Annotated in this window: 18 protein-coding genes and 1 tRNA gene; 4 read left to right on the top strand and 15 right to left on the bottom strand. The window is 63.2% G+C overall.

Annotation, left to right across the window (positions count from 1 at the left end):
• The first annotated feature begins 301 nt into the window (after positions 1-301).
• Entirely contained in the window at positions 302-1258 is a 957-nt protein-coding gene (locus tag F1542_RS06270; RefSeq protein ID WP_193732291.1) for an alpha/beta hydrolase, read from the top strand.
• Between the two features lie 425 nt (positions 1259-1683).
• Here F1542_RS06270 and F1542_RS06265 read toward each other — a convergent pair.
• Positions 1684-1759: transfer RNA gene (locus F1542_RS06265), tRNA-Asn, on the bottom strand.
• A gap of 142 nt (positions 1760-1901) precedes the next feature.
• Between F1542_RS06265 and F1542_RS06260 the strand changes: the two genes are divergently transcribed.
• A complete protein-coding gene (locus tag F1542_RS06260) occupies positions 1902-3005 on the top strand; it encodes an ABC transporter substrate-binding protein (protein WP_193732290.1) in 1104 nt (367 codons plus the stop codon).
• A 141-nt stretch (positions 3006-3146) separates the two neighbouring features.
• Here F1542_RS06260 and F1542_RS06255 read toward each other — a convergent pair whose 3' ends face one another.
• On the bottom strand, positions 3147-5348 hold the full coding sequence (locus F1542_RS06255) for a TonB-dependent siderophore receptor (RefSeq protein ID WP_193732289.1): 2202 nt from the start codon (positions 5346-5348) through the stop codon (positions 3147-3149).
• 205 nt (positions 5349-5553) lie between these two features.
• Between F1542_RS06255 and F1542_RS17105 the strand changes: the two genes are divergently transcribed.
• Entirely contained in the window at positions 5554-6087 is a 534-nt protein-coding gene (locus tag F1542_RS17105) for a DUF4431 domain-containing protein (RefSeq protein WP_227672528.1), read from the top strand.
• Positions 6080-6535: a hypothetical protein gene (locus tag F1542_RS17100; protein WP_227672527.1), complete on the top strand. Its 456-nt coding sequence runs from the start codon at positions 6080-6082 to the stop codon at positions 6533-6535. The genes F1542_RS17105 and F1542_RS17100 overlap by 8 nt, the downstream gene beginning before the upstream one ends.
• Here the strand turns inward: F1542_RS17100 and F1542_RS06245 are convergent.
• From F1542_RS06245 to murB, 13 genes are all read right to left on the bottom strand, one after another.
• Entirely contained in the window at positions 6532-7470 is a 939-nt protein-coding gene (locus F1542_RS06245; RefSeq protein ID WP_193732288.1) for an ABC transporter permease, read from the bottom strand. The genes F1542_RS17100 and F1542_RS06245 overlap by 4 nt on opposite strands.
• The gene (locus F1542_RS06240) at positions 7467-8531 is read right to left on the bottom strand and encodes an ABC transporter permease (protein ID WP_193732287.1); all 1065 of its coding nucleotides are present in this window, start codon (positions 8529-8531) and stop codon (positions 7467-7469) included. The genes F1542_RS06245 and F1542_RS06240 overlap by 4 nt, the downstream gene beginning before the upstream one ends.
• Positions 8531-10117: an ABC transporter ATP-binding protein gene (locus tag F1542_RS06235; RefSeq protein WP_193732286.1), complete on the bottom strand. Its 1587-nt coding sequence runs from the start codon at positions 10115-10117 to the stop codon at positions 8531-8533. Before F1542_RS06235 ends, F1542_RS06240 begins: the two co-directional genes overlap by 1 nt.
• Positions 10110-11231 (bottom strand): BMP family ABC transporter substrate-binding protein, encoded by a 1122-nt coding sequence (locus F1542_RS06230; RefSeq protein ID WP_193732285.1) that lies wholly within the window; start codon positions 11229-11231, stop codon positions 10110-10112. The genes F1542_RS06235 and F1542_RS06230 overlap by 8 nt, the downstream gene beginning before the upstream one ends.
• Before the next feature lie 155 nt (positions 11232-11386).
• On the bottom strand, positions 11387-13534 hold the full coding sequence (gene ligA, locus F1542_RS06225; protein ID WP_193732284.1) for an NAD-dependent DNA ligase LigA: 2148 nt from the start codon (positions 13532-13534) through the stop codon (positions 11387-11389).
• A 1-nt stretch (position 13535) separates the two neighbouring features.
• Positions 13536-15257 (bottom strand): DNA repair protein RecN, encoded by a 1722-nt coding sequence (gene recN, locus F1542_RS06220; protein ID WP_193732283.1) that lies wholly within the window; start codon positions 15255-15257, stop codon positions 13536-13538.
• A 39-nt stretch (positions 15258-15296) separates the two neighbouring features.
• Positions 15297-16181 (bottom strand): outer membrane protein assembly factor BamD, encoded by an 885-nt coding sequence (locus F1542_RS06215; RefSeq protein ID WP_193732282.1) that lies wholly within the window; start codon positions 16179-16181, stop codon positions 15297-15299.
• A gap of 82 nt (positions 16182-16263) precedes the next feature.
• A complete protein-coding gene (gene lpxC, locus F1542_RS06210; protein WP_193732281.1) occupies positions 16264-17229 on the bottom strand; it encodes a UDP-3-O-acyl-N-acetylglucosamine deacetylase in 966 nt (321 codons plus the stop codon).
• Between the two features lie 170 nt (positions 17230-17399).
• Complete coding sequence (gene ftsZ, locus F1542_RS06205; RefSeq protein ID WP_193732280.1) at positions 17400-18911, bottom strand: cell division protein FtsZ; 1512 nt, start codon at positions 18909-18911, stop codon at positions 17400-17402.
• A 77-nt stretch (positions 18912-18988) separates the two neighbouring features.
• Positions 18989-20392 carry a cell division protein FtsA gene (gene ftsA, locus F1542_RS06200; protein WP_227672526.1) on the bottom strand — a complete coding sequence of 468 codons (1404 nt, stop codon included), beginning with the start codon at positions 20390-20392 and terminating at the stop codon, positions 18989-18991.
• Positions 20389-21321, bottom strand: a complete 933-nt coding sequence (locus F1542_RS06195; RefSeq protein ID WP_193732278.1) for a cell division protein FtsQ/DivIB — start codon at positions 21319-21321, stop codon at positions 20389-20391. The genes ftsA and F1542_RS06195 overlap by 4 nt, the downstream gene beginning before the upstream one ends.
• Positions 21318-22259, bottom strand: coding sequence for a D-alanine--D-alanine ligase (locus F1542_RS06190; protein ID WP_193732277.1), 942 nt, complete (start codon positions 22257-22259; stop codon positions 21318-21320). The genes F1542_RS06195 and F1542_RS06190 overlap by 4 nt, the downstream gene beginning before the upstream one ends.
• The gene (gene murB / locus F1542_RS06185; protein ID WP_193732276.1) at positions 22256-23221 is read right to left on the bottom strand and encodes a UDP-N-acetylmuramate dehydrogenase; all 966 of its coding nucleotides are present in this window, start codon (positions 23219-23221) and stop codon (positions 22256-22258) included. The genes F1542_RS06190 and murB overlap by 4 nt, the downstream gene beginning before the upstream one ends.
• Positions 23222-23239 lie beyond the last annotated feature (18 nt).

Raw genomic sequence — 23239 nt, 5'->3', positions numbered from 1 at the left:
TGATGGCGCGGCAGGCCGGATGCATCACCTTGCTGGCATCATGGCATGGCGTGCGATGATTTCATTACGGCATGCGAAGTATATTTTATATTCGAATGGAAAATACAATATATAAATTGATGAAATGAATTGATTTCCAAATATAACAGATAAGAAAAACCCATAATTTTATATTTTATATGCATATATAGAGAAAATTATTTGATGTCGGTCATGGTTGATCACGCTTGTGTGCGTGACGGTTACAGGCAGCGAAGGCGCCCCCATGGGCGGCTTCTGATTGAAGAGGACCTGCTTCACCATGCCCAAAAATGTCGTAAATCCCGAATTCCTGCCGATTCTGGAAAAAATGCCGTCATTTGATGGCCTGTCCGGACGGTCGCTGCCGGAAGTGCGTGAGATATTCATGACGTCGGTGCGGCTGATCGAAGGGCGTCCCCTGCCGGATGTGGAAACGCAGGAAGAATATGTTCCCGGTCCCGCCGGTGCGCCTGACGTGCGTGTCCTGATCTATCGCCCCCGCGTGCGGCGGCCCAATGCCCCGGCCATTGTCTATATCCATGGCGGTGGACTGGTTTCGGGACATCCGGAAGTGGACGACCCGAAATGCCAGGTGCTGGCCAGCAAGATGGGGTTTGTCATTGTCTCTGTCGATTACCGGCTGGCGCCAGAGGTCAAATATCCCGGCGCGATCGAGGACTGTTACGCCGTCCTGAAATGGGTACATGACAACGCAGCCGGACTGGGCATCAATCGCGACAAGGTGGCCGTGGCAGGTGAAAGTGCGGGTGGTGGGCTGAGTGCGGCCCTGGCGCTGATGGCGCGCGACCGCAAGGAATACAGGCTTGCCTACCAGCTGCTGATCTATCCCATGCTGGATGACCGTACGGCGACCAAGGTCGATCCCGCGCCCGATTTTGGTGAATATGTCTGGACCCGTTCGGCCAACAAATATGCATGGGAAGCGTATCTGGGGGCGAAGGCAGGGGGCGATGACACGCCGGCCTATGCATCTGCCGCGCGGGCGAAGGACCTGTCCGGCCTGCCGCCCACCTTTATCGGGGTGGGGTCGATGGACCTGTTTCTGTGCGAGGATCTGGACTATGCCCGCCGCCTGATGGCCGCAGGTATCCCGACCGAGGTCATGGTCGTGCCGGGCGCATACCATGTGTTCGACATGTTCGTGCCGGATGCGGAACTGTCGCGCCGGTTCATGGATGCCTACTGCGCAGGGCTGAAGCGTACGCTTGGCCTGTAATCCCTGATCCGACCTGACCTGACCCGGCCCTGATGTGATGTCTCGGCCGGGTTTTCATATTCTGCCGTCATTGCTGGCGGGGTGGATGTTTCCGCACACATGGTAAAATTTTCACATGTTCTGAAACAGGGCAGTATGTCAGACTGCATTGCAATGCGGTGGACGCCAGTTGTCGCTTCCACTGCAGGGCTTTCGACAATTCCATGGCCGCGCAATGGGTATGCTGGTACTGGACTGATTATTCCGGCCCAGAAGCAGGATCGGACGCATTTATTTAAAGAATAGGGAATATCGGCGGATAACATCACCAACCGCCTGAAGTGCGGCTGCATCTGTCCGATGACCGTGTCTACCATGGCATGGAACAGACAGTCGGATTAAGGAAATCCAGCCTTGCTGATTTAACACTAATTTTTAAGGAAAGATGGCTCCCGAAGTAGGACTCGAACCTACGACCCAGCGATTAACAGTCGCTTGCTCTACCAACTGAGCTATTCGGGATCAGCGTTGAGCAGCTTATAGCCACACTGGTGGGGGGGCGTAAACCCCCCTTTTGAACTTTTTTTCAAAAAGGGGGAAAATGGAAAACCGGACCGGCTGAAAGCACGGTAATGCCTTTGTGTTGCAGGAGAAATGCCCACCAATGGTCGATGAAAACAGGGAAGGGCGGCCGCCACGCCTGCTGCGGCGTGCGGTCATGCCGCTGCTGGTTGGGGCAGGTTGTGCCGTGGTGGGTGCGCAGTGGCTGCAAAGCCGCCAGCAGGCCCGTATCGTACGGCATGATGATGCGCTGCTGGATGGCGAAGCGCATGACCTGACGCTGTCATGGCCGTTTGCCCAGGCATCGACGCTGTACAATGTGGCGCTGCGGCAGGACTTCTTTTCCCAGTACCGGCTGGATGTGCACCTGCGTTCCGGCGCTGTAACGGGGCGGGACGCCATTGCCGACCTGCGGGCGGGGCGCAGCATGGCGGCCGTGGCCCCCGTGCTGTCGTGGCTGCAGGCGTATCAGGCGGATGCGGACCTGCCCGCGCGGCTGGTCATGGGATTGCAGGCGGGGACATTTCGCCTGCTGGTGCGCAAGCGGCTGCGGATTGCCAAGATCGAGGATCTGGTGGGCCGCAGGATCGCGGTGCTGAATGCGGATATGGCGGACCGCCTGTTCTTTTCCGTCATCCTGCGCCGCAAAGGACTGAACCCGGATACAGCGCCCGACTGGGTGATCCTGCCGCCCGACCAGATTGATGACGCCCTGGCGGCGGGCACGGTGGACGCCGTGGCCCTGCATGACCCGCTGGCGTGGCAGCTGCTGAACAACCGGGCGCTGGATCTGGTGGAACTGGTCAATAGCGTGAAGGGGTTGTACGCGGAACGCACGAATCTTGCGCTGGGTGTCTCGACGGACCTGCTGGCGCAGACGCCGGGTGCCGCCGTGGCCCTTGTGCTGGCGCTGTCGCATGCTGCCCACTGGCTGCCCGGACATATGGCGGAAGCCGCGGCCCTGCTTGATGGCCGGATGGACGGCATGGATCAGGACACGATTTTGCAGATGATGCGCCACGAAGTGCTGGGTGTCAGCCCCGTGGGCAATGACCTGAAAATACAGGTCGCGCGGTATGTGGATGAACTCAAGCTGCTGGGCATCTTTCCCGACAGCCTTGATTCGGCTGGTTACGCCCGCAGCATTTCAGCCGATATCCTGCACCATGGCCAACGGGGCAGCCATGGTGCAGGACAGTCGGGGTGATATGGGAACTAAAAGTTTTTGGGTGTCGTCTTTTTTCAAAAAAGCAAGGTTCTGACGAAGCTTTTTGAAAAAAGCTTCACCAGGAACTTCCTCGTATTTTTTTCAGGCCGGATGCGCGTTGGATTATAGGGACGGGTGAATTTACCAGGTGAACCCAAGGCTCGCCTGCGCGTTCCGGCGCTCGCCATAATAGCACCATTCCTGATTATAGGAGGCATAGCTCAGGCAGTTCGCGACGTAATTCTTGTCAAACAGGTTGCGGGCACTGGCCGCGACGGTCCAGCCATGAAGTGAGGGCGAAAGGTTCGACAGGTCATAGCGTAATGACGCATCGAATACGGCGTATTGCGGCACCCAGACGCTGCCATAGCTGGCCTCGCCACCATAGGATTTGTTCGAATACCGCATGCCACCACCAAAGCCGAGACCTTTTGCTGGCCCCGAAGGCATGGTGTAGAACGCAAACAGCGATGCGTTGCCCGTCCCGGACTGGATCAGGGGCTTGCCCGTCGAATCATCATGGACTTTCTGCACGCTGACCGCGGCCGTGATCATCAGGTTCCTGTAAGGCTCGGCATGGGCTTCGAATTCGAAACCGTCCGAATGCACTTTCCCGCTTTCCGTGCTGTAACCCAGGTTGCCAACGGCAACCAGAACATTGGTCTGTTCAATATGGAAGCCCGCCGCCGTAAACAGCAGCGACGTGCCCGGAAGCTGGTATTTCAGCCCCCCTTCAAGCTGTTTGCCAAGGGACGGATCGGCCTGGCGGAACGTGTGCCCCCCATCGCTGGAAACCGTGCCCGACTGCGGCTGGAACGATGTCGAGTAGCTGATATAGGGCGAAAGGCCGAAATTGAAATGGTAAAGGGCCGAAGCACGCCATGTAATCTGGCGGGGATTTTCATGCGATGATGTATGGTACATGTATTCGTTCTGCTGCGAACGATACCAGTCATTACGCAGGCTACCGGTCACGACCAGACCCTTCCAGCGCATTTCATCCTGCGCGTACATGCCGATCTGGTGTGAATTGGTCTGGTAATGCAGATACGGACTCATGGCGGGAATGGCCATGTTATAGTCCGGGTGCAGGACATTCAGGTCCGGCGCACTACCGTAAAACCCTTCTTCCGATGCGCTCTGCTGCATGTAGTCAAAGCCGAACATCATCGTATGGCGCAGGGGACCAGTGCGGACATGGCCCTTGAACTGGCTGTCGAATGCCAGATTGTGCGTATGTTCGTTCGTGCCAAAGGCGGAACGGCTGAGCATGTCATTACTGGTGTAATAACCGTTGTTGTACACGCTGCGATAGATGGTCTTGATGTCATCGTACCGCCCGCGGCTGGTAAAGCTCCAGTTATCGTTGAAACGGTGGTTGAAAATATAGGTGATCCCGCCCTGTCGGCGGTTGAATTTCTCGAACGATTCATCACCGTCATAAAAATCCCGGGGCAGGTAGCCATATGATGCGGGCCTGAGCGACCCCACCAGCGGTTCGCCGCCATAGGTGCCATTTTCGGGATCGTACTGGTAGTTGCCCAGAATGGTCAGCGTGGTCGGTCCATCACCGCCGAATGTAAAGGACGGGCTGATGGAAAAGCGCCGGCTGCCCGTCCGGCTCATCTGGCTGTGCTGGCCATTGACCGTGCCATACAGCCGGTAGCGCACCATGCCGTCCTTCGTGGCGTAACCACCAACATCGGCATCCATGCGATACAGGTCGAACATGCCGCCCGTCGTGTTGACGCCACCATAGAATTTCTGGTCGGTTGGCAGCTTGCTGGACAGGGCGACAAGGCCGCCGGGGCTGGACTGGCCATATAGCGCGGATGCTGGCCCCTTCAGGATCTCGACCCGTTCCAGCCGTGACGTATCGGTCTGCGCCGTGGCATAGCCCGTGGGACTGTCCTGCAGCTTGAGCCCATCAAGAAAGGTCGGGACCGTAAAGCCGCGCAGGGCGAACTGGTCATAGCGCGTGCCCTCGCCACCGCCACGCAGGTCGGGGGTGATGCCCGCCGTGTAGCGTACGGCCTGATTAAGGCTGAGTACCCCGCGCACGTCCATTTCGTTGCGGCTGACAACCGTGACCGACTGGGCGGTTTCGATCAGCGGCGTATCGGATTTCGTGGCCGAGGACGCGACTGTCGCCGGCCTGCGGGCATGGACTTCCAGCTTTTCCGCCTGCACGGCGTTCGCGTCAGGCTGGGGGGCTGCTTTTTTCACGCGCGACGGCCGCGCACGATGGGTGTGGTCCGATTTTTCAACCAGATCAGCCGCAAGGGCATGCCCTGTCACCAGAAGTGAAAGAGGAAATACATAAAAAACCCTGCTGCGCTGCATGCCTGACCTCATTCCTGACATTTTTCTGCCGTGTGGAAGTGGGGTCGTATAGTAATTGAGAATCATTTGCAATACATATCAAAACGTGTCTGCAAAGTGGCTTTTCGTGCTGGCGCGGTATCCATCCGGGTCAGGCGACGTGCTGACCGGCATCCCGTCTGTCGGAACCGGTCGGACCATGGTTTTTTCTGGTTTTTATTAACGGGTGCAGGATGGTTTCCTGAACACCACATGGACAAGAACAGTAAATAAAAATATATTACCGGGAATTATTTTTGGATTCTTTGGAATGAGAAAATATTTTTCGATTGCACTGGTTTCAATTGCATGCGGCTTCTGGCAGACGGCCGCATGGGCCGGGTCTTGCTATGATCTGCAGCATCAGGAACCATCGGAACTGACCGGAACGCTGGATTATGTCGTGTTTCCCGGGCCACCCAATTATGAAGATGTGCAGAAGGGCGATGCACCTGAACCATCCTATATCCTGAAACTGCATGATCCCATCTGCATTGCAGATGATGTGGATGGGTTTGCTGATCCGGGGAACATTTTTCAGGATGTCCAGTTAACGGCGGAACAACCTGCATTCGAGCAGTTTCGTAACCTTCTGCACCAGATTGTTGCAGTAAAGGTTACGAATCCGATGGCGGCGGAAACGGGTCATTACCATGAACCACTGCTTGTAACCGTCACGTCGATTGCGCCCGCACAGGAAAAGCCCATGGATTTTGATTGATGAGTATGGAACCGCGGCAACGACAATCCGCGCGTTCTATGACGCATTGGGGGACGGGCAGGGGGGCAATGCCTCAGCCATGGTCGTGCCGGAAAAACGCACCCGGCCGGCCTTCGCGCCAGAAAACATGACCCGGTTTTATGGCAGCCTGGCCGATCCCATACGCCTGATCGATATTGCACAGGAAAATGCCAACACGTTTATCGTGAATTATCATTACGCAACGAAATCAAGCGGCTGCAATGGCAGGGTGTGCATTACGACAACCATGCGCGATGGACGTAATTATATCCAGGGCATCCGGGCACTGAACGGCTGCCAGAGGCGTTTCGGCTGTCCCGCCAGCAATGCTCTTCGTGATATGCGGGACAGTCGCCTGCCTGTCCCATCCCGCTGCTGGCGCGGCCATGCTGTCTTCATGTCCGCGCCGTCTGGTGGTGCGGCCTAGCGCACGTCGCGGTAATAGGGCTGCGCCAGTGCCGCAGGGGCCGCCATGACCCGCCGCATGCGGTGCCAGACCACGACCGGCACGATAATGAAGGCCATGGTGCCCAGATACGGCAGCATGTTCAGGAATGCCGGGTCAATCGGCCAGTTATGCGCCTGCCCGACAAAGGACAGGGCGGTGACCAGCCCGAACAGCAGCGCGGACAGCGTGACGATAACCGGGCGGTACCCGGCAAAGATCACCAGTGCCAGCGCAATCCACCCGCGGCCTGCCACCATGCCTTCCGACCATACGGGTACATAGGTCAGCGTCAGGTATCCCCCCGCCAGCCCCGCCATCGCACCGCCAAGGGTGACATACCAGAACCGCATGGCCATGACCGGAATGCCCGCCGCATCCGCCGCCGCCGGGTTTTCCCCCACCGCGCGCATGTTCAGCCCATGGCGGGTGCGGAACATGACAAAATGCACCAGTGCGGGCAGCAGCACGTAAATCGGCACGATCAGGATATTCTGCCCGAACAGGGCAGGGCCAATCACCGGAATGGATGACAGCACCGGGACGGAGACATGGCCGAATGTCGTCGTTACCGGCTGGCCTGCATAATTGTGACCCAGCGCCGTGGACAGGCCCAGCCCCATGAAGGTTGTCGCCAGCCCGCACAGCACCTGGTTGGCCCGCATCACCACGGCGCCAAAGGCGAACACCATGCCGCCCGCAGCCCCGACCAGCCCCGCCACCAGCAGTCCGACCCATGGCGAGGAAACGGAGGATACGGTCATGACCGCCGTCACCGCCCCCAGCGCCATAAGCCCCTCTACGCCAAGGTTGGTCACGCCAACCCGTTCGGCCAGCACTTCACCAAGGGCGGCCAGCGCCAGCACCCCGCCCGCCAGCACGGCGGTGGCCAGCATGCCCGTCAGTAGCGTGATCATGATGCTTTCCCCTTTGGCGTGGTACTGGCCACGGGCCGGTAATGGGCCAGTTCATCGCCAATGGCGATCATGAACAGGATCAGTCCCGTAATGGCCAGGACAACCGACGCCGAAAGCTGCTGTGTCTGCATGACAATGCCGGAATCAAGGATCAGCGCCATAAGCAGGGCGGCGGGAATGACATTCAGGCACGACCCGCGCGCCAGAACGGCGACCACGATCCCCAGGTAACCGAAATTGTTGGCCATGCCGCCCTGCAGCCGGTGGACGGTGCCCGCGACTTCAAACATGCCCGCAAGGCCGGCAAGCGCCCCCGACAGCAGCATGACCGAAATGATGCGCAGCCGAACCGGAATCCCGGCATAGCGCGCGGCTTCGGGGTTGGCGCCGCCAATGCGGATTTCATATCCCCACCGCGTGCGCGACAGCACAAGCGCCAGCCCCACCACGATCACGATGGCCACGGGAAAGCCCCAGTGCACGATGCCCCACATTTCGGGAATGGCGACCGGCAGGCGCTGGGTTGAAACCTGCGCCCCGCTGATCCGGTCGCGCCACGGCCCGGTGGTCAGGTAATAGGTCAGCAGCGATGCGATGAAATTCAGTAGCAGCGTGGTGATGATTTCATTCACCCCGGCATAGGCGCGTGCCAGCGTCGGCACCGTAATCCACGCCATGCCGCCCAGGATGCCGGCAATGGTCATGATCGGCAGCAGCACGACGGCGGGGCCATGCAGCCCCAGGGCGACACCGGTCGCGGCAATGGCGCCAGCATAGAACTGGCCCTCCGCCCCGATATTCCATAGCCCGATCGTGCCACATACCGTCACCGCCGCCCCGGTCAGCAGCAGCGGGCACATGAACAGGGCCAGATCTTCCAGCCCGAAGCGTGAACCAAGGGTGGAGCGCAGGATCAGTTCCGCCAGCGTGACCGGGCTGTGCCCCGACAGCGCCAGCACGCCCGCGATGATGAACAGCGACAGCACGATCGCCGCCAGTCGCAGCACAAGGATGCGCCCCGCCGGTGCGCTGGGCAGGCGCTGGAATGCACGTGCGGCCATTACTGTGTTGCTCCCGGTTGGGTACCGGCGGCATCCCGGCCGCCCATCAGCAGGCCGATGGTGGCCATGTCGGCTGCCTCGGCATCGATTACGGACATGAGCCGCCCATGGAACATGACACCAATCCGGTCCGATACATTCAGCAGATCTTCCAGATCTTCGGATATGAACACCACCGCCACCCCCTGGTCACGCAGGTCGGTCAGATATCCCAGCATGGTGGCGATCGCCCCGATATCCAGCCCGCGCGCGGGGTAGGCCGCGACCAGAACCCGGCTGGCGATACGGATTTCACGCCGCGCCACCAGCCTTTGCTGGTTGCCGCCCGACAGGTTGCGGATGGGCATGGCGAAATCGGGAATGGTGACCTGCGCCAGTTCCGCAATGTCGCGCGCCAGCACGCCCGCCGCCTGCGCATCATACAGCCCATGTGTCCCGATGGGCGGGTAGGGGTATTCACGCAGCGCCATGTTGGTGGTGACCGACAGCGATGGCGCCAGCGCGCTGCGCAGCCGGTCCTCGGGGATGTGCCCGACACCCGCGCGCGCGAACAGGGCCGGGTCCGCGCGGTCCACAAGGCTGCCGTCCAGCAGGATTTCGCCTGACGTACGGGCCATAAGCCCCGTCAGCACATGCGTCAGTTCCCGCTGCCCGTTGCCCGCGACCCCGGCAATACCAAGGATTTCGCCACCATGCAGGTCAAGGCTGACATCGCGCAGGGTTTCCACCCCCCGGTCGTCACGCACGCTGACATTGCGCAGCTGCATGACCGGGTCGGGTGCGATGGGGGCAGCCCCTTCGGGCCGGGCGCGCATGTTGCGCCGGACGATGTCACGCCCCACCATGGTCGCCGCCAGCATGGACGGATTGCAGTCCGCCGTGTTGAACGTGCCAACCTTGCGCCCGCCACGCAGGATGCTGACGCGGTCGGAAATCTCCATCACCTCATCCAGCTTGTGGCTGATGATGATGACGGCGTTGCCCTGCGCGCGGAACGCCTTCAGCGCGCGGAACAGTTCGCCCGTCTCCTCCGGCGTCAGCACGGCGGTGGGTTCATCCATGATCAGCAGGCGGGCCTTGCGCGCCAGCACGCGCAGGATTTCGACACGCTGCTGCTCGCCCGCCGACAGGTCGCACACACGTGCATCGGGCCGGACGGGAAAGCCAAAGCGTTCGGAAATCTCACGCGTGCGGGCTTCCATCACGGCGGGGGAGGCGATACGTGGCGCCTCATCCCAGCCAAGGTGGATGTTTTCCGCCACCGTAAAGGCCTGCACCAGCTTGAAATGCTGGTGCACCATGCCGATGCCTGCGCGGATCGCCTCCTGCGGGGCGGTAAAGGTCTGGCCGTAGCCATCAAGGATGATCTCGCCTTCCTCCGGCTGGTAGATGCCGGTGACGACGTTCATCAGCGTGGATTTCCCTGCCCCGTTTTCCCCCAGCAGGGCATGGATCTCACCCGGCCAGACATCAAGGTCCACGTCCTTGTTGGCGATCACGCCGGGAAAGAACTTGCCAATCCCGCGCAACTGCAGGACCGGCGGCGTGCCCGGCGCGACGCCGGGGGGGGCGGACTGCTTATTCAAGGCCGGATACTCCCGCGACAGCCCAGTCGCTATGATAGATTTCCAGATCGCTCAGCGTGACGCCATCGGGCACGCGCAGGCGGCCATGGTTGTCATGGATCGGGCCACGGAACGGGTTGTAGCCCGCCAGCAGGCGCGTGCGCATGGCGTCGGCCTGGCGCGCGACCGCGGGCGGCACGCTTGGCCCCCATGCATCGCGGTCCACACCGTGCCCCAGTGTCAGGAAACGGCCCTGTGGCTGCCATGTGCCCGCCAGCAGGTCGCGCACCTGCGAGACATAGAAATCATTGAAATCAAGGTCCACCGAACTGACATAGGCTTCCGGCCCGTAATCCAGCATGCCGGTGTTCCACATCGCCGCCTTCAGCCCGCGCTGCACCGCCACGCGCAGATAGGCCGGTTCATCCATGATACCGCACAGGAAGTCACACCCGTTATCCGCCAGCGCGGTTGCCGCCTGTGTCGCGGCCTGCGGGTCGAACCATGCGTTGATGGTGATGCTTTGCAAAGTAACCGACGGATTGACCGACTGCGCGCCCAGAAGCGTCGCGTTGGCCGAGGCATAGACCGACGGGATGGGAAACGCGCCCAGAAACCCGATCTTGCCCGTGCGTGTCATAAGGCCCGCCGCAATGCCGATGATATAGCTGGCATACCAGTGCGCCACGTAATACCAGCCCAGGTTGCCGGTCACGTTGGTGCCGTCACATTCCATGAACGCCACGTCCGGCGCGCGGTCCGACACGTCCTTGATGAAATCACCGTATTCGGAGGTCGCGAACACCATCTGCGCGCCTTCGGCCACGAACTGCCGGAAAATGCGCGTGGCGTCAGCGGAATAGGGTACGCTTTCGACATAGATGGTGCGGATTTTCGGGAATGCGCGGCGCACGGCCTGCACGCCCCGGTCATGCACCATGGACCACCCGCCATCGGTAATCGGCCCGGTATGGCCAAAGCCGATCACGGCATCCGCTTCCGCCAGCGGCCTGCGCCATGCGGGCGTGGCTGCTGCGCGGGCGGGCCGCAGCAGCCCCGAACCCGCAGCCCCCGCCATGCCCAGCAGTGCGCGGCGCGTTGTCAGCAGCCGCCCCCGCGGCCCTGAAACTGTCATAAGATGTTATCCCCCTGAAAATCCATGCCGTATCCCCTTGCGGCAGGTAACGTGTCGGTCCGTCCGGATGCTCCTGTAACTGCGTTGTGTACAGTAAACGTTACGTGGCAGGGACATGCAAGGCCGGCGCGCGGTCCGTGCCCCACACCCCTGCGTCAGGTGGTCTGCTCCCCTACGGGCGGCATGCCCGCCAGCGTGCGCCAGCTGGCCTCATCCATGGTGGCGACACCCAGCTCGGCGGCCTTGCGCGCCTTGGATCCGGCCTTTTCACCCAGCACCACAAGGTCGGTCTTTCTGGAAACGCTGTCGGATACGCGCGCGCCCAGCCGTTCGGCCACGGCGCGGGCTTCGGGGCGGGTCATGGTGGTCAGCGTGCCGGTGAACACGATGGTTTTTCCCGACAATGCGCCTTCGGCCACCATTTCCTCATCCGTGACCTGTGTCAGGACGGATGTCAGGTCATCCAGCGTGGCGCGGTTATGGGATTCGGCAAAGAACGCCACCAGTTCATCGGCAATGGCGGAACCGATGCCGGTGATCGATCCCAGTTCCAGCCGTTCGTCCGACCCGATGACCGCAGCCTTTTCCATCTGCTGCCGCCAGTTGGCCATGGACCCGTAATGCCGGGCCAGCAGGCGGGCGTTGTTGATACCGATGCGGCGGATGCCCAGCGCGTAGATCAGGCGTGACAGTTCAATGCTGCGCCGGGCCGCGATGGCATTGACCAGGTTGCGGGCCGAAACCTTGCCCCAGCCGTCGCGGCTGGCGATTTCGGCTTCGTGTTCAGGCAGGCGGAAAATGTCAGCAGGCGTGCGCAGCCACCCCAGTTCGTGGAATTCCACGATCGTGCGATCACCCAGCCCGTCAATGTCGAACGCATCGCGCGATACGAAATGGATCAGCCGTTCCACCACCTGTGCCGGGCAGGTCAGGCCACCGGAACACCGCCACACGACCTCGCCCTCCGGCCGTTCGGCATGCGCGCCACAGACCGGGCAGGTGTGGGGAAAATGGAATGGTGGGCGGTCATGGTCACGCGGCAGCACCACGCCCGTCACCTGCGGGATCACGTCACCCGCGCGCTGCACATGCACAAGGTCGCCCTCGCGGATGTCCTTGCGCGTGATTTCGTCTTCATTATGCAGGCTGGCGCGGGTGACGATTACGCCGCCCACATTCACCGCCTCCAGAAAGGCCACCGGCGTCAGCGCGCCGGTGCGGCCGACCTGTATGTCGATCTTTTCCAGCCGGGTTATGGCCTGTTCGGCCGGGAATTTCCATGCCACCGCCCAGCGGGGCGCACGTCCCGCAAAGCCAAGGCGGTCCTGCAGCGCGCGGTCATCCAGCTTGTACACAACGCCGTCAATGTCGTAATCCAGCGCCGAGCGTTCCAGCGTTAGACGCTCCATGAAGGCTTCGGCCTCGGCCGCATTCTTCACCCGTGTGCTAAGCGGATTGACCACGAATCCCCATGCCGCAAGCTGCTCAAGGTAGCCGTGGTGGGTCGCGGCCAGTGGCGCGTCGCAAAAGCCCGCGGCATAGGCAAACAGCGATAGCGGACGGCGGGCCGTCACCTTCGGGTCAACCTGGCGCAGGGAACCGGCGGCGGCATTGCGCGGGTTGGCGAAGGGTTTTTCGCCCGCGCGTTCCTGTGCCGCGTTCAGTTCAAGGAAGGCCTGCTTGGACAGGAAGACTTCGCCCCGTATCTCGATCACATCGGGGAAGGGGGCGGGCAGGCGTTCTGGAATGTCCTTCAGCGTGCGCAGGTTGGCGGTTACGTCCTCGCCTTCGGTGCCGTCGCCGCGCGTGGTGCCGCGCACGAAACGGCCATGTTCGTAGGTCAGGCTTATGGACAGGCCGTCAATCTTGGGTTCCGCGACAAAAGACAGGGCGCGCGCCTGATCTTCCCCCAGCCCGAGGAAGCGGGCGATCCGGCTGATGAACCCCTCAAACTCATCGCGCGAAAACACATTGTCCAGCGACAGCATGGGCACCATGTGCCGGTGGCGGTGGAAGGGGCCACTGGCGGGCGCACCGACCTTTTCCGCCGGGCTGTCATCGCGGCGCAGGTCGGGAAAGCGTTCTTCCAGCGCGGTATTCAGCCGGCGCAGGCTGTCATAGGTCGCATCATCAACCAGTGGCGCATCATGCTGGTGATACGCAGCGTCCAGCGCGGGCAGCAATGTTGCAAGCTGCGCCAGCGTGGCTTCGGCATGGGGCCTGTCCTGTTCCATCGTGGCATAATCCGCCAGCAGGCGACGCGCCTGTTCGGCCAGGGATTCGGACGGGGCGGCATGGGGCATGTCAGACCCCTTTCAGCAGGCTGTCGGCCGCGGCGCGGGCGGCGGGGGTAATGGTGTCGCCAGACAGCATGCGGGCGATTTCCTCGCGTCGGGCCTGTGCATCCAGTGGGGCGGCGTGGGTTTCGGTGCGGCCCCTGTTCACGCTCTTGCTTATGCGCAGGTGTGCGTCCCCCCGTGCCGCCACCTGCGGGCTGTGGGTGACCACCAGTACCTGCACGCTGCGGCCCACGGTATAAAGTCGTTCCCCGATGGCCGAGGCCGTGGCCCCGCCCACGCCGGAATCCACTTCGTCAAACACCAGCGTGGGAATGGCCGACCGGCCCGCCAGCACCACCTTCAGCGCCAGCATGAGACGGGAGAGTTCGCCCCCCGATGCAACCTTCGCCAGCGGCCCCGGTGGCTGGCCGGGGTTGGCGGCAATCAGGAACGACGCCTGTTCCTTGCCGCGTGCGTTCCAGGCTTCCGCTTCCAGCGGGACGAGGGAGACGATAAAGCGCGCGCGTTCCAGCTTCAGCGGTTTCAGTTCCGCCATCACCGCCTGTTCCAGCCTGCGTGCCGCCTTTTCCCGCGCAGCGGTCAGGTCAAGGGCGACTTCCTCAAACTTCGCGCGGTTTTCGGCAACAGTTGCCTCCAGCCCCTCGATCCGGGCATTCCCCGAATCAAGTGCTGCCAGCCGGTCGGTAAAGGCCGCCAGCAGCCCCGGCAGTTCGGGCACGGACACGCCGTGCTTGCGCGCTTCGGCACGCAGCGCGAACAGGCGTTCTTCCGTCTGTTCCAGCAGGCGCGGGTCGGCCTGCGCGTCGGAGGCAAGGCGCGAGAGCATGCTTTCCGCTTCCGCCAGCGCTTCTTCCGCGCGTTCCAGCGCGTTCAGCGCTTCCTGTGCGGCTTCCTGCTCGGCAGCGCCCACGGCTTCGGGGTTCAGGTCGGTGGGGGCGGGCAGCAGGCGCTGCAATGCACGGCTGGCGTTGCGCAGCGCCGATGCCGGACCGGGAGAACGGCGGTCGCGCGGCGCAAGGTCGGCCAGCGCCGCCGCAATCGCCTCCGCCCGGCGTTCGCCCTGCTGCAATGCCTGGCGCAGGCCCGCAAGCTGCGTTTCCTCATCTTCCTGCGGGGCGAGGGTGGACAGGTCATCCACCGCCTGCCGCAGCCAGTCTTCCTCACGCGCGGCATTTTCCATTTCCGCCCGTGCTGCCGCCAGTTCCGCCGTGGCCTCGATCCATTTGCGATAGGCGCCAGCGGTGCGGGTGCGCAGGGCGCCGGGCACGCCAAAGACATCCAGCAGGTCCAGATGCGTTGACTGGTCCGCCAGTCCCATCTGTTCATGCTGGCCCTGTATTTCCACCAGCAGCGTCGCCGCCCGGCGCAGCAGGCTGACGGCCACGGGCTGGTCGTTGATATAGGCGCGCGACCGCCCGTCCGTGGTCACGACCCGGCGCAGCAGCACGGGTTCGCGCATATCATCCAGCACGATGCCCTGTTCACTGAACAGCTGGTGCAGGGGATGGTCGGATGCGACCTCGAAACTGGCGCTGACGCTGGCCTGTTCGCACCCGGCGCGTACCAGCGATGCGCTGGCCCGTTCCCCCAGCGCCAGCCCGAGGCTGTCCAGCAGGATGGACTTGCCAGCCCCGGTTTCCCCCGTCAGCACCGTCAGGCCGGGGGGAAAGGCCAGATCCAGTTTTTCGATCAGGACCACATCCCGTATCGAGAGCTGTGTCAGCATGCAGGCTTCCCGTTCAGCACAGATAATCGTTGGCGGAAATCAGAAAACCGAATGCCATGCCCGCGAAAAGACGTTCCGTCCCTGCTTGTGGTCCTTGCTTTCCACGCCCTTGATCAGGTGATGCGCGCGCAGGTGATCGTACGCATCCGTGTACCATTTGCTGCTGGGGTAGTTGTAGGCCAGGACCGAGCCGGTCTTGCGCGCCTGTTCCAGCAGGCCCATGTCCAGATATACTTCCACCAGTCGTTCCAGTGCCTCGGGCACATGGTTGGTGGTCTGGAAATCCTGCACCACGCGCTGGTAGCGGCCGGCTGCGGCAAGATAGTCGTTCTGCTGCTGGTACCACCGGCCCACCAGCATTTCCTTGCCCGCCAGATGGTCGCGGCACAGGTCGATTTTCAGCTGCGCGTCACGGGCATAGGGGCTTTGGGGAAAGCGGGTGATGACTTCTTCCAGCGCGTCCATCGCCTCGATCGTGCCCTGCTGGTCACGCTGCACATCGGCCACCTGTTCATAATAGCACAGGGCGCGCAGATAGAAGGCATAGGCCGCATCCGTACTGGTGGGGTGCAGTTCCAGAAAGCGGTCAAGCTGCTGCACGGCTTCGGGATACTTGTTCAGCAGGTAGTTCGCATACCCTTCCATCAGCTGCGCATTGGCGGTGTACTGGGAATAGGGATAGTTGCGCTGCAATGTATCGAACTGGTTGACCGATAGCAGGTACCGGTCCGAACGCAGGGCGTCCACGCCGTTGTTGTACAACGTCTCCGCCGAGCCGACGCGCGGCGCGCGTTCATTGATGGTGCTGGCACTCTGTCCACATGCCGCCAGCAGGCCCGCAAGTGGCAGCAGCGCCAGCCAGCGGACCATCTGGCGCGTGGCGGGCAGGGGTTGCGGGATATGGTGTGATGTGGGTGCGAACATGCCGGCTCTTCCAGTTATGGAAGCTTTATATCATGTGCCGGTGGCGGGTGAAGTCTCCACGTGCGGATTTCGCATCCCCGCATCAGGCGGCCTGCGGCTGCGGGGCGGAAAGGGACGTGCCAAGCGGGGCCCGATGCCAGTTCGCCTGTTCGGCAAAGACCTTGCGCAACAGGCGGTTGTTCAGTGTATGCCCCGATTTGTGCCCACGGAAATGGCCATTGATCATGCCACCGGCCAGATACATGTCCCCGATCGCGTCCAGTACCTTGTGGCGCACGAATTCATCCGGGTGGCGTAGCCCGGACGGGTTTACCACGCTGTCGCCGTTGACGACGATGGCGTTATCCAGCGATCCGCCACGGGCCAGCCCCACGGAATGCAGGTAATCGATTTCAGGCTGCAGCACGAATGTCCGCGCGGTGCTGAGATCCTGGCGGAACGCCCCCGGTTCCACCAGTGTCACATAATGCTGCTGACCGATGGCGGCAGCCGGGAAATCAATGGAAATATCGATCGTCAGGCCGGGCCGGGTCGCGGGCGACAGTTCGGCAAAGGCATCGCCATCTTCCACCCGCACGGTCCGGTCCATGTGGATATGCTGGCGCGCGGCGGCCTGGGGCGTGATGCCCGCACATTCCAGCAGGAACACGAATTCCGCCGCGGAACCGTCAAAAACCGGGATTTCGGGGCCATCCACATCAATGAAGATGTTATCGACGCCACAGCCCGCCAGCGCCGCCATCAGGTGTTCGATGGTGGCGATGCGTTCGGCGTGACCATCGCCGTCATCGCAGCCCAGTACCGTACTCAGCCGCGTATCCACCACCGTGTCATACCGTGCCGCAAGCGGCGGCAGGGTGATGTCATTGCGACGGAAGACGATGCCGGTATTTTCCGGGGCGGGGGACAGCTTCAGGCTGATGCGCCTGCCGGTATGAAGGCCGGTGCCGATGCTGCTGATCGGCTGGCGTATGGTGTGCTGCATCTGTCCATCATGTCGGGACGCCGTCCCGAAGGGGACGGGTGCTTGCGGCAGCATGCCGTTCATTGCCTGTATCCTTGACGCAAGTGTGGAAGATTCACAGTAACTGGCGTGATATCATGCTACTGCCATGTCTCTTTCCAGGACAGTCAAGGATTATTGCCTATTGTTACCTGTTCGGCAGGAGGGATGCATGGCCTGCCCACAGGAGGGCAGGCCATGCATCATGACCGTCATCAGGGTGAACGGCGGCGCAGGAAGGCGGGGATATCCAGTCCGCCATCATCCGGTGTCGGGTTGCCGCCCGTGTCCTGACCCTGCGGCTGCTGTGGCTGCTGCTGTGGCTGCTGCTGCTGCGGCTGCATGGCGGGTTCCGTCCGGCGGGCGGGTTCAGGCTGCTGCGGGGTGGAATGACGGCGCAGCGCACCGGTCACGATCCCGAACAGGCTGCGTGGCGCGGGCTGGGGTTCCGGCGCGGGTGGCTTGGCGCTTTCGGTAAACAGCGGCGAACGCGGGGAACCGGGGCGCTGCGCCTGGGCTATGTGGGGCGGTACGGCGTTGGGCGACGGCGGCTGCGGCGCGGCGGGACGCTGGGGCTGCATGCCGGCGGCGGGCTGGCCCATGGGGGCGGCCGGCTGCTGCGGCGCGGCAGGTGCCCCCTGGGGTGCGGCACTGGCGACCGGCGCCGCCTGCTGCGGTGCCTCGGCCGGGGCGGGCTGCGCCGGGGCGGCTTCGGCCTGGGGCGCTGCCGGGCGTGCGGCGGGATGGCCGCCGGGCGGGTTGTCGATGCCCGTCGCCACGACGGAAACGCGGATGCGCCCGTTCAGTGAGGTATCGATGGCGGACCCGAAGATGATATTGGCGTCTTCAGCCACTTCTTCACGGATGCGGTTTGCAGCCTGGTCCACTTCGAACAGGGTCAGGTCCTCGCCACCGGTAATGTTGATCAGCAGGCCCTGCGCGCCGGACATCGAGGTATCTTCCAGCAGCGGGTTGGAAATGGCGTCCTCGGCCGCGGCGATGGCGCGGTTTTCGCCCTCGGCCTCACCCGTGCCCATCATCGCCTTGCCCATTTCCGCCATGATGGTGCGAATATCGGCAAAGTCGAGGTTGACCAGACCCGGCGCCATCATCAGGTCGGTGACACCACGCACGCCCATGTACAGGACGTTGTCCGCCATCTTGAACGCGTCTTTCCAGCTTGTGCGTTCATTGGCCAGACGGAACAGGTTCTGGTTCGGGATGATGATCAGCGTATCGACAAACTGCTGCAGTTCGGCAATGCCCGCTTCCGCCGATTTCGCGCGGCGGTGGCCTTCGAACGTGAACGGCTTGGTCACCACGCCCACGGTCAGGATGCCGCGTTCGCGCGCCATGCGGGCAATGACGGGTGCGGCCCCCGTTCCGGTGCCGCCGCCCATGCCCGCGGTGATGAAGACCATGTGCGCGCCATCAAGGTGGCGCGACAGTTCGTCACAGGCTTCTTCCGCCGCGGCGCGGCCGATTTCGGGCTTCGCGCCCGCGCCCAGCCCCTGCGTCAGGTGGGGGCCAAGCTGGATGCGGCGGTCGGCGCTGCTGTGGGAAAGCTGCTGGGCATCGGTGTTGGCAACGACGAATTCCACGCCCTGCAACTGCGAATGGATCATGTTGTCCACCGCATTCGTACCACCGCCGCCAACCCCGATCACTGTGATGCGGGGCGTGAAATCGGAATGATTCTGTTGCGGGATGGTCAGGTTGAGGGTCATGCTTGGCTCCCGATGGATTGGGGTAGGCGTGCTGGCATACTAACGGCAAAAGTACAATAAAGGGTTTTCATGCAAGATTATACCCTGTCACGTATGAAATCCACGAAACGTCTGACAAGGCTGCCGGGACGGGTGTCACGGGTGTCGGGTTCGCCCATTTCATCCGCCGCCCCCGCAGCCCAGGCCAGAAGCCCCGCGGATGTGGAGAACATCGGCCACGTCGCCGCGTTTTCAGGCAGGCCGACAATGCGGCGCGGGCGGCCCAGGCGCACCTGACGGTTCAGGATCCGCGCCGCCATCGGCCCGATTCCCTCCAGCAGCGACCCGCCGCCAGTCAGGATGACGCGGCCGTCGGATGCAGGGCCGACCGCGGCCATTTCCAGCCTGTCACGTACCATCTCCAGGGTTTCCTCCACGCGGGGGTGTATGATCGATACAATCCTTGCGCGTGGAATTCTGACATAATGATGGTCGTTGTCACCAATCAACTGCACAAGAATGGGATCGTGATCGTCACCCGCCAGCAGTTCGGCCGAACCGTGCATGGTTTTCAGCCGCTCGGCATTGTCGATGGAGGTGGACAGCCCGTGCGCGATGTCGCGCGTGATGTGCAGGCCGCCCACGGGAATCGTGGCGGTATGCAGCAGGCGCCCTTCGCCAAACACCCCGATCGACGTGGTGCCCCCGCCCATGTCCACCACGGTGGCGCCGAGGTTGCGCTCGTCCTCGTTCATGACCGCAAGCCCCGAGGCGAGGGGGGAGGACACCATCCCCTCGATCTTCAGTTCCACGCGTGACAGCACGGCTTCCAGGTTGCGCAGCGCGGTCGTGTTGGCGTCGATCACATGCAGGCGCGCGGACAGCAGGTCACACAGGTGCCCGCGCGGGTCCAGCACTTCCTGCGTGTCATCCACCGCGTAATCCAGCGGCAGGGTATGGATGGCCGACCGCCCTTCGGACACGGCGCGCATCCGGCCCTCGCTTATGATCCGGTTGACGTCGTTATCCGTGATTTCCCGTCCGCCCACGGACCAGCGCGCGTTGATGTGGCGGCTTTCGGGGTGGCCACAGGACAGGTTGACGAAAATCGAATCCCGGCGTTCCGTCGCCATGTCCTCCGCCTGCGCCACGGCAGCGCGGATGGCGCTTTCCGCCTCACGCAGGTCCACGATCCCGCCACAGCGCACCCCATGCGAACGCCGCCACCCGTGGCCAAGGATGCGGATGGTGTTGTCAGGCTCGCCACGCCCGATCAGGCATACGATCTTGGTGGACCCGATATCCAGCACGCTGAACGGTCCCGTGCGCAGCTTGCGCGTGGGCAGGCGCTCACCCGCGGGGACAAGGGATGTCGCAGGTCGCGGGCGGGGTACGCGCGCTGGCGTCCCGGCCCCACGGATGGCGGGCACCGGGGCGGCCGGTGTGGTGGTCTTGGTTGCGGGCACGGTCGTCCTGACCACGCCCGGCACTGGATAAGTCATGCCCGCCTCCGTCTTGGGCCGGTTTCGGGGGAAGAAAGCCATGGCGCGGCAGGGGCCTGATCCCCGGTGGGGTCAGCCTGTGGCGGCGTGTCGTCCCGATCCCGGTCACTGTCGTTCGGGGCAACGGGGTTTTCACGCACGATCAGGCGGTCAGGCAGGCGCATGTCGATGGCGATCACCGGCCGGTCCAGTATTTTTATGTTTTCCTGCAATTGTGCAAGACGCTTCAGCGCCGCGACTTCCTGTCCTTCGGGCAGGAGGATGGTCGTGCCGTTGCGCAGGGTCAGGTTCCACCGCCGCTGGCCCACGCGGGATGCGGCCACGACATGGCTGCGTACCTCCGGCTGGGCGGACAGTTCATCAATCAGGGCGGCGGCGGCGATGTTGGCGTCGGGACCGACCACCAGCGGCAGCTGCATGAAGGCCTCGGCGTCCTTGCCAGTCATGCCCTTGTCACGCACCTGGTGGCCCTCGCGGTCGATCAGCATGAAATGTCCGTGATTCTGCCACACGGCAAAGGGGCGGCGTTCAAACAGGTGGATGATGATGGTGCCGGGCAGGTGGCGTTCCACCACGGAATGATCGACAAAGGGCAGCGCGTCGATGCGTTCGCGCGCGCTTGCTACGGAAAAGCCCAGGATGAAGTCCCCCGTGCGCGCGCCCAGCGCCTCTTGCAGCGCGGTCTCGCTGGTCAGCACGCAGCCCGTTACCTCAATGTCGGTAATGCGCAGGGGCAGCATGTTGATGATCCGCCCGCGCAGCGGCGCGAAACGCGGATCGGACCCGAAATGCCGGAATGTCGTGACGCAGCCCACCCCGATCACCACCAGCACCAGCACCAGCAGTGCCGGGCGCAGCAGGCGTTTCTGGCGGCGCAGGAAGATCGAAAGCCGGGAGGGGCGGTCGCTGCTGTCGGTCGGTCGCCTCATGTACGGCAGGTCGCGTGGTCGATCATCCACTGGCACAGCGTGGCGTAGTCCATGCCGCAGGCCGCCGCCTGTTCGGGCAGAAGGGAGGTCGGCGTCATGCCCGGCTGGGTGTTGGTTTCCAGAATGACCAGGCGGCCGGGCGTATCCGGCCCCGCGCTGTCGTCATAGCGGAAATCCGTGCGGCTGGCCCCACGGCAGCCCAGCGCGCGGTGGGCGGCCAGCGCCAGCGTGCGCGCCTGTTCAAATGCGTCGGGATGGATGCGTGCGGGCAGCTCATGCCGCGACCCGCCGGATGCGTATTTGGCCTGATAGTCATAAAAGCTGGGGCCGCTGCCCATCGGCGTGATGTCGGTCACCGTCAGCGCGCGGTCTTCCAGCACGCCAACCGTCAGTTCCCGGCCGGGGATGTATTCTTCCACCAGCATCTGGCCGCCAAAGGTCCATTCCGCCGCCACCGTGGCGCGGCGGTTGCTGCCGGGCAGGATGATTTCCACCCCCACGGATGATCCCTCGTTCAGCGGCTTGACCACATAGGGGGCGGGCATCGGGTCCGCCGGTGCCAGCTGTACTGGCGTCATCACCTGCCCGATGGCGACCGGCAGGCCGGCTGCCATGAACACGGTCCGCGCCGCGTCCTTGTCCATGGCGGTGGCGGATGCCCGCACGCCGGAATGGGTGTAGGCGATTCCCATCCAGTCCAGCACACCCTGGATCGACCCGTCCTCGCCAAACCGGCCATGCATGGCGTTGAACACCACGTCGGGGCGGTGGGCCTGCAGGTCGGACACGATGGCCAGCAGGTCGGGACCTGCGTCAATGCAGTGTACGTCATGCCCGCGGCCACGCAGGGCCTCGGCCACGTTGCGGCCACTGGCCAGGCTGACCTCGCGTTCGGCGGACATGCCGCCCATCAGGATGCAGACCCGGCGGGCCGTCATGCGCTTTCTCCCGTAACATGCGTGGCGGGGCGGCCGATCCGCTTGATTTCCCAGCGCAATGTGACCGCGGTGTGGTCATGCACGCGCCTGATTACGGTATCGCCCAGTTCCTCCAGATCGGCTGCAGTGGCGTCGCCGGTATTGAGTATGAAATTGCAGTGTTTTTCACTGACCTGCGCCCCACCGACCCGCAACCCGCGACAGCCCGCCGCGTCAATCAGTTCCCATGCCTTGCGCTGCGATTCGTCTGGGTCGGGATTGCGGAAGGTCGATCCCCCCGTGCGGGCGCGCACCGGCTGCGCCGCCTCACGCGCGGCGCGGATTTCATCAATCCGCTGGCGGATGATGGCGGGCGGCGCCGCCATCCCGTTCAGCCGCGCACGGACCACGACCGACTGCGGCGGCAGGGTGGCATGGCGATAGCCGAAATCCAGAGATGCGGCGGGCAGGCGCAGCAGCCTGCCGTCGCGCGTCACCACTTCCACCCAGTCCAGCACCGCCGCCATGTCCGACCCGTATGCCCCGGCATTCATGGCCACGGCGCCGCCGATCGAACCGGGAATGCCCGCCAGGAATTCCAGCCCCGACAGCCCGGCTTCGGCCGCGTGTTCGGCAACGGTCATGTCAAGGCATGCCGCCCCTGCCACCAGCCCGTCCCCATCGCGCATAATGGCGGAAAAACCACGCGCAAGGCGGATGACCAGCCCGTCAATCCCGCCATCGCGCACGATCACGTTCGAACACGCGCCCAGCGGCATGACCGGAACCTCCAGCGGCAGGTGGCGCAGGGTCTGCGCCAGGTCCTCGGCGCTGGCGGGCTGGAACAGCAGTTCCGCAGCGCCGCCGACGCGAAACCACGTGCGCGGGCCCAGGGCGGCCTGCGGCGTCAGGCGGCCACGCGGGCGAAAGCCCTCCGTATCCAGAACCTGTGCCCATTGCGGCAGGGGGGCGGTGGCGGTCATGAATGGGCATCCGCCTTC

It is taken from the genome of Komagataeibacter sp. FXV3 (assembly GCF_015155755.1).
In the GTDB taxonomy this organism is placed as follows: Bacteria; Pseudomonadota; Alphaproteobacteria; order Acetobacterales; family Acetobacteraceae; genus Komagataeibacter.
The sequence above is the reverse complement of the archived record's forward strand: the minus strand, read 5'-3'. Positions and strand labels throughout refer to the sequence as shown.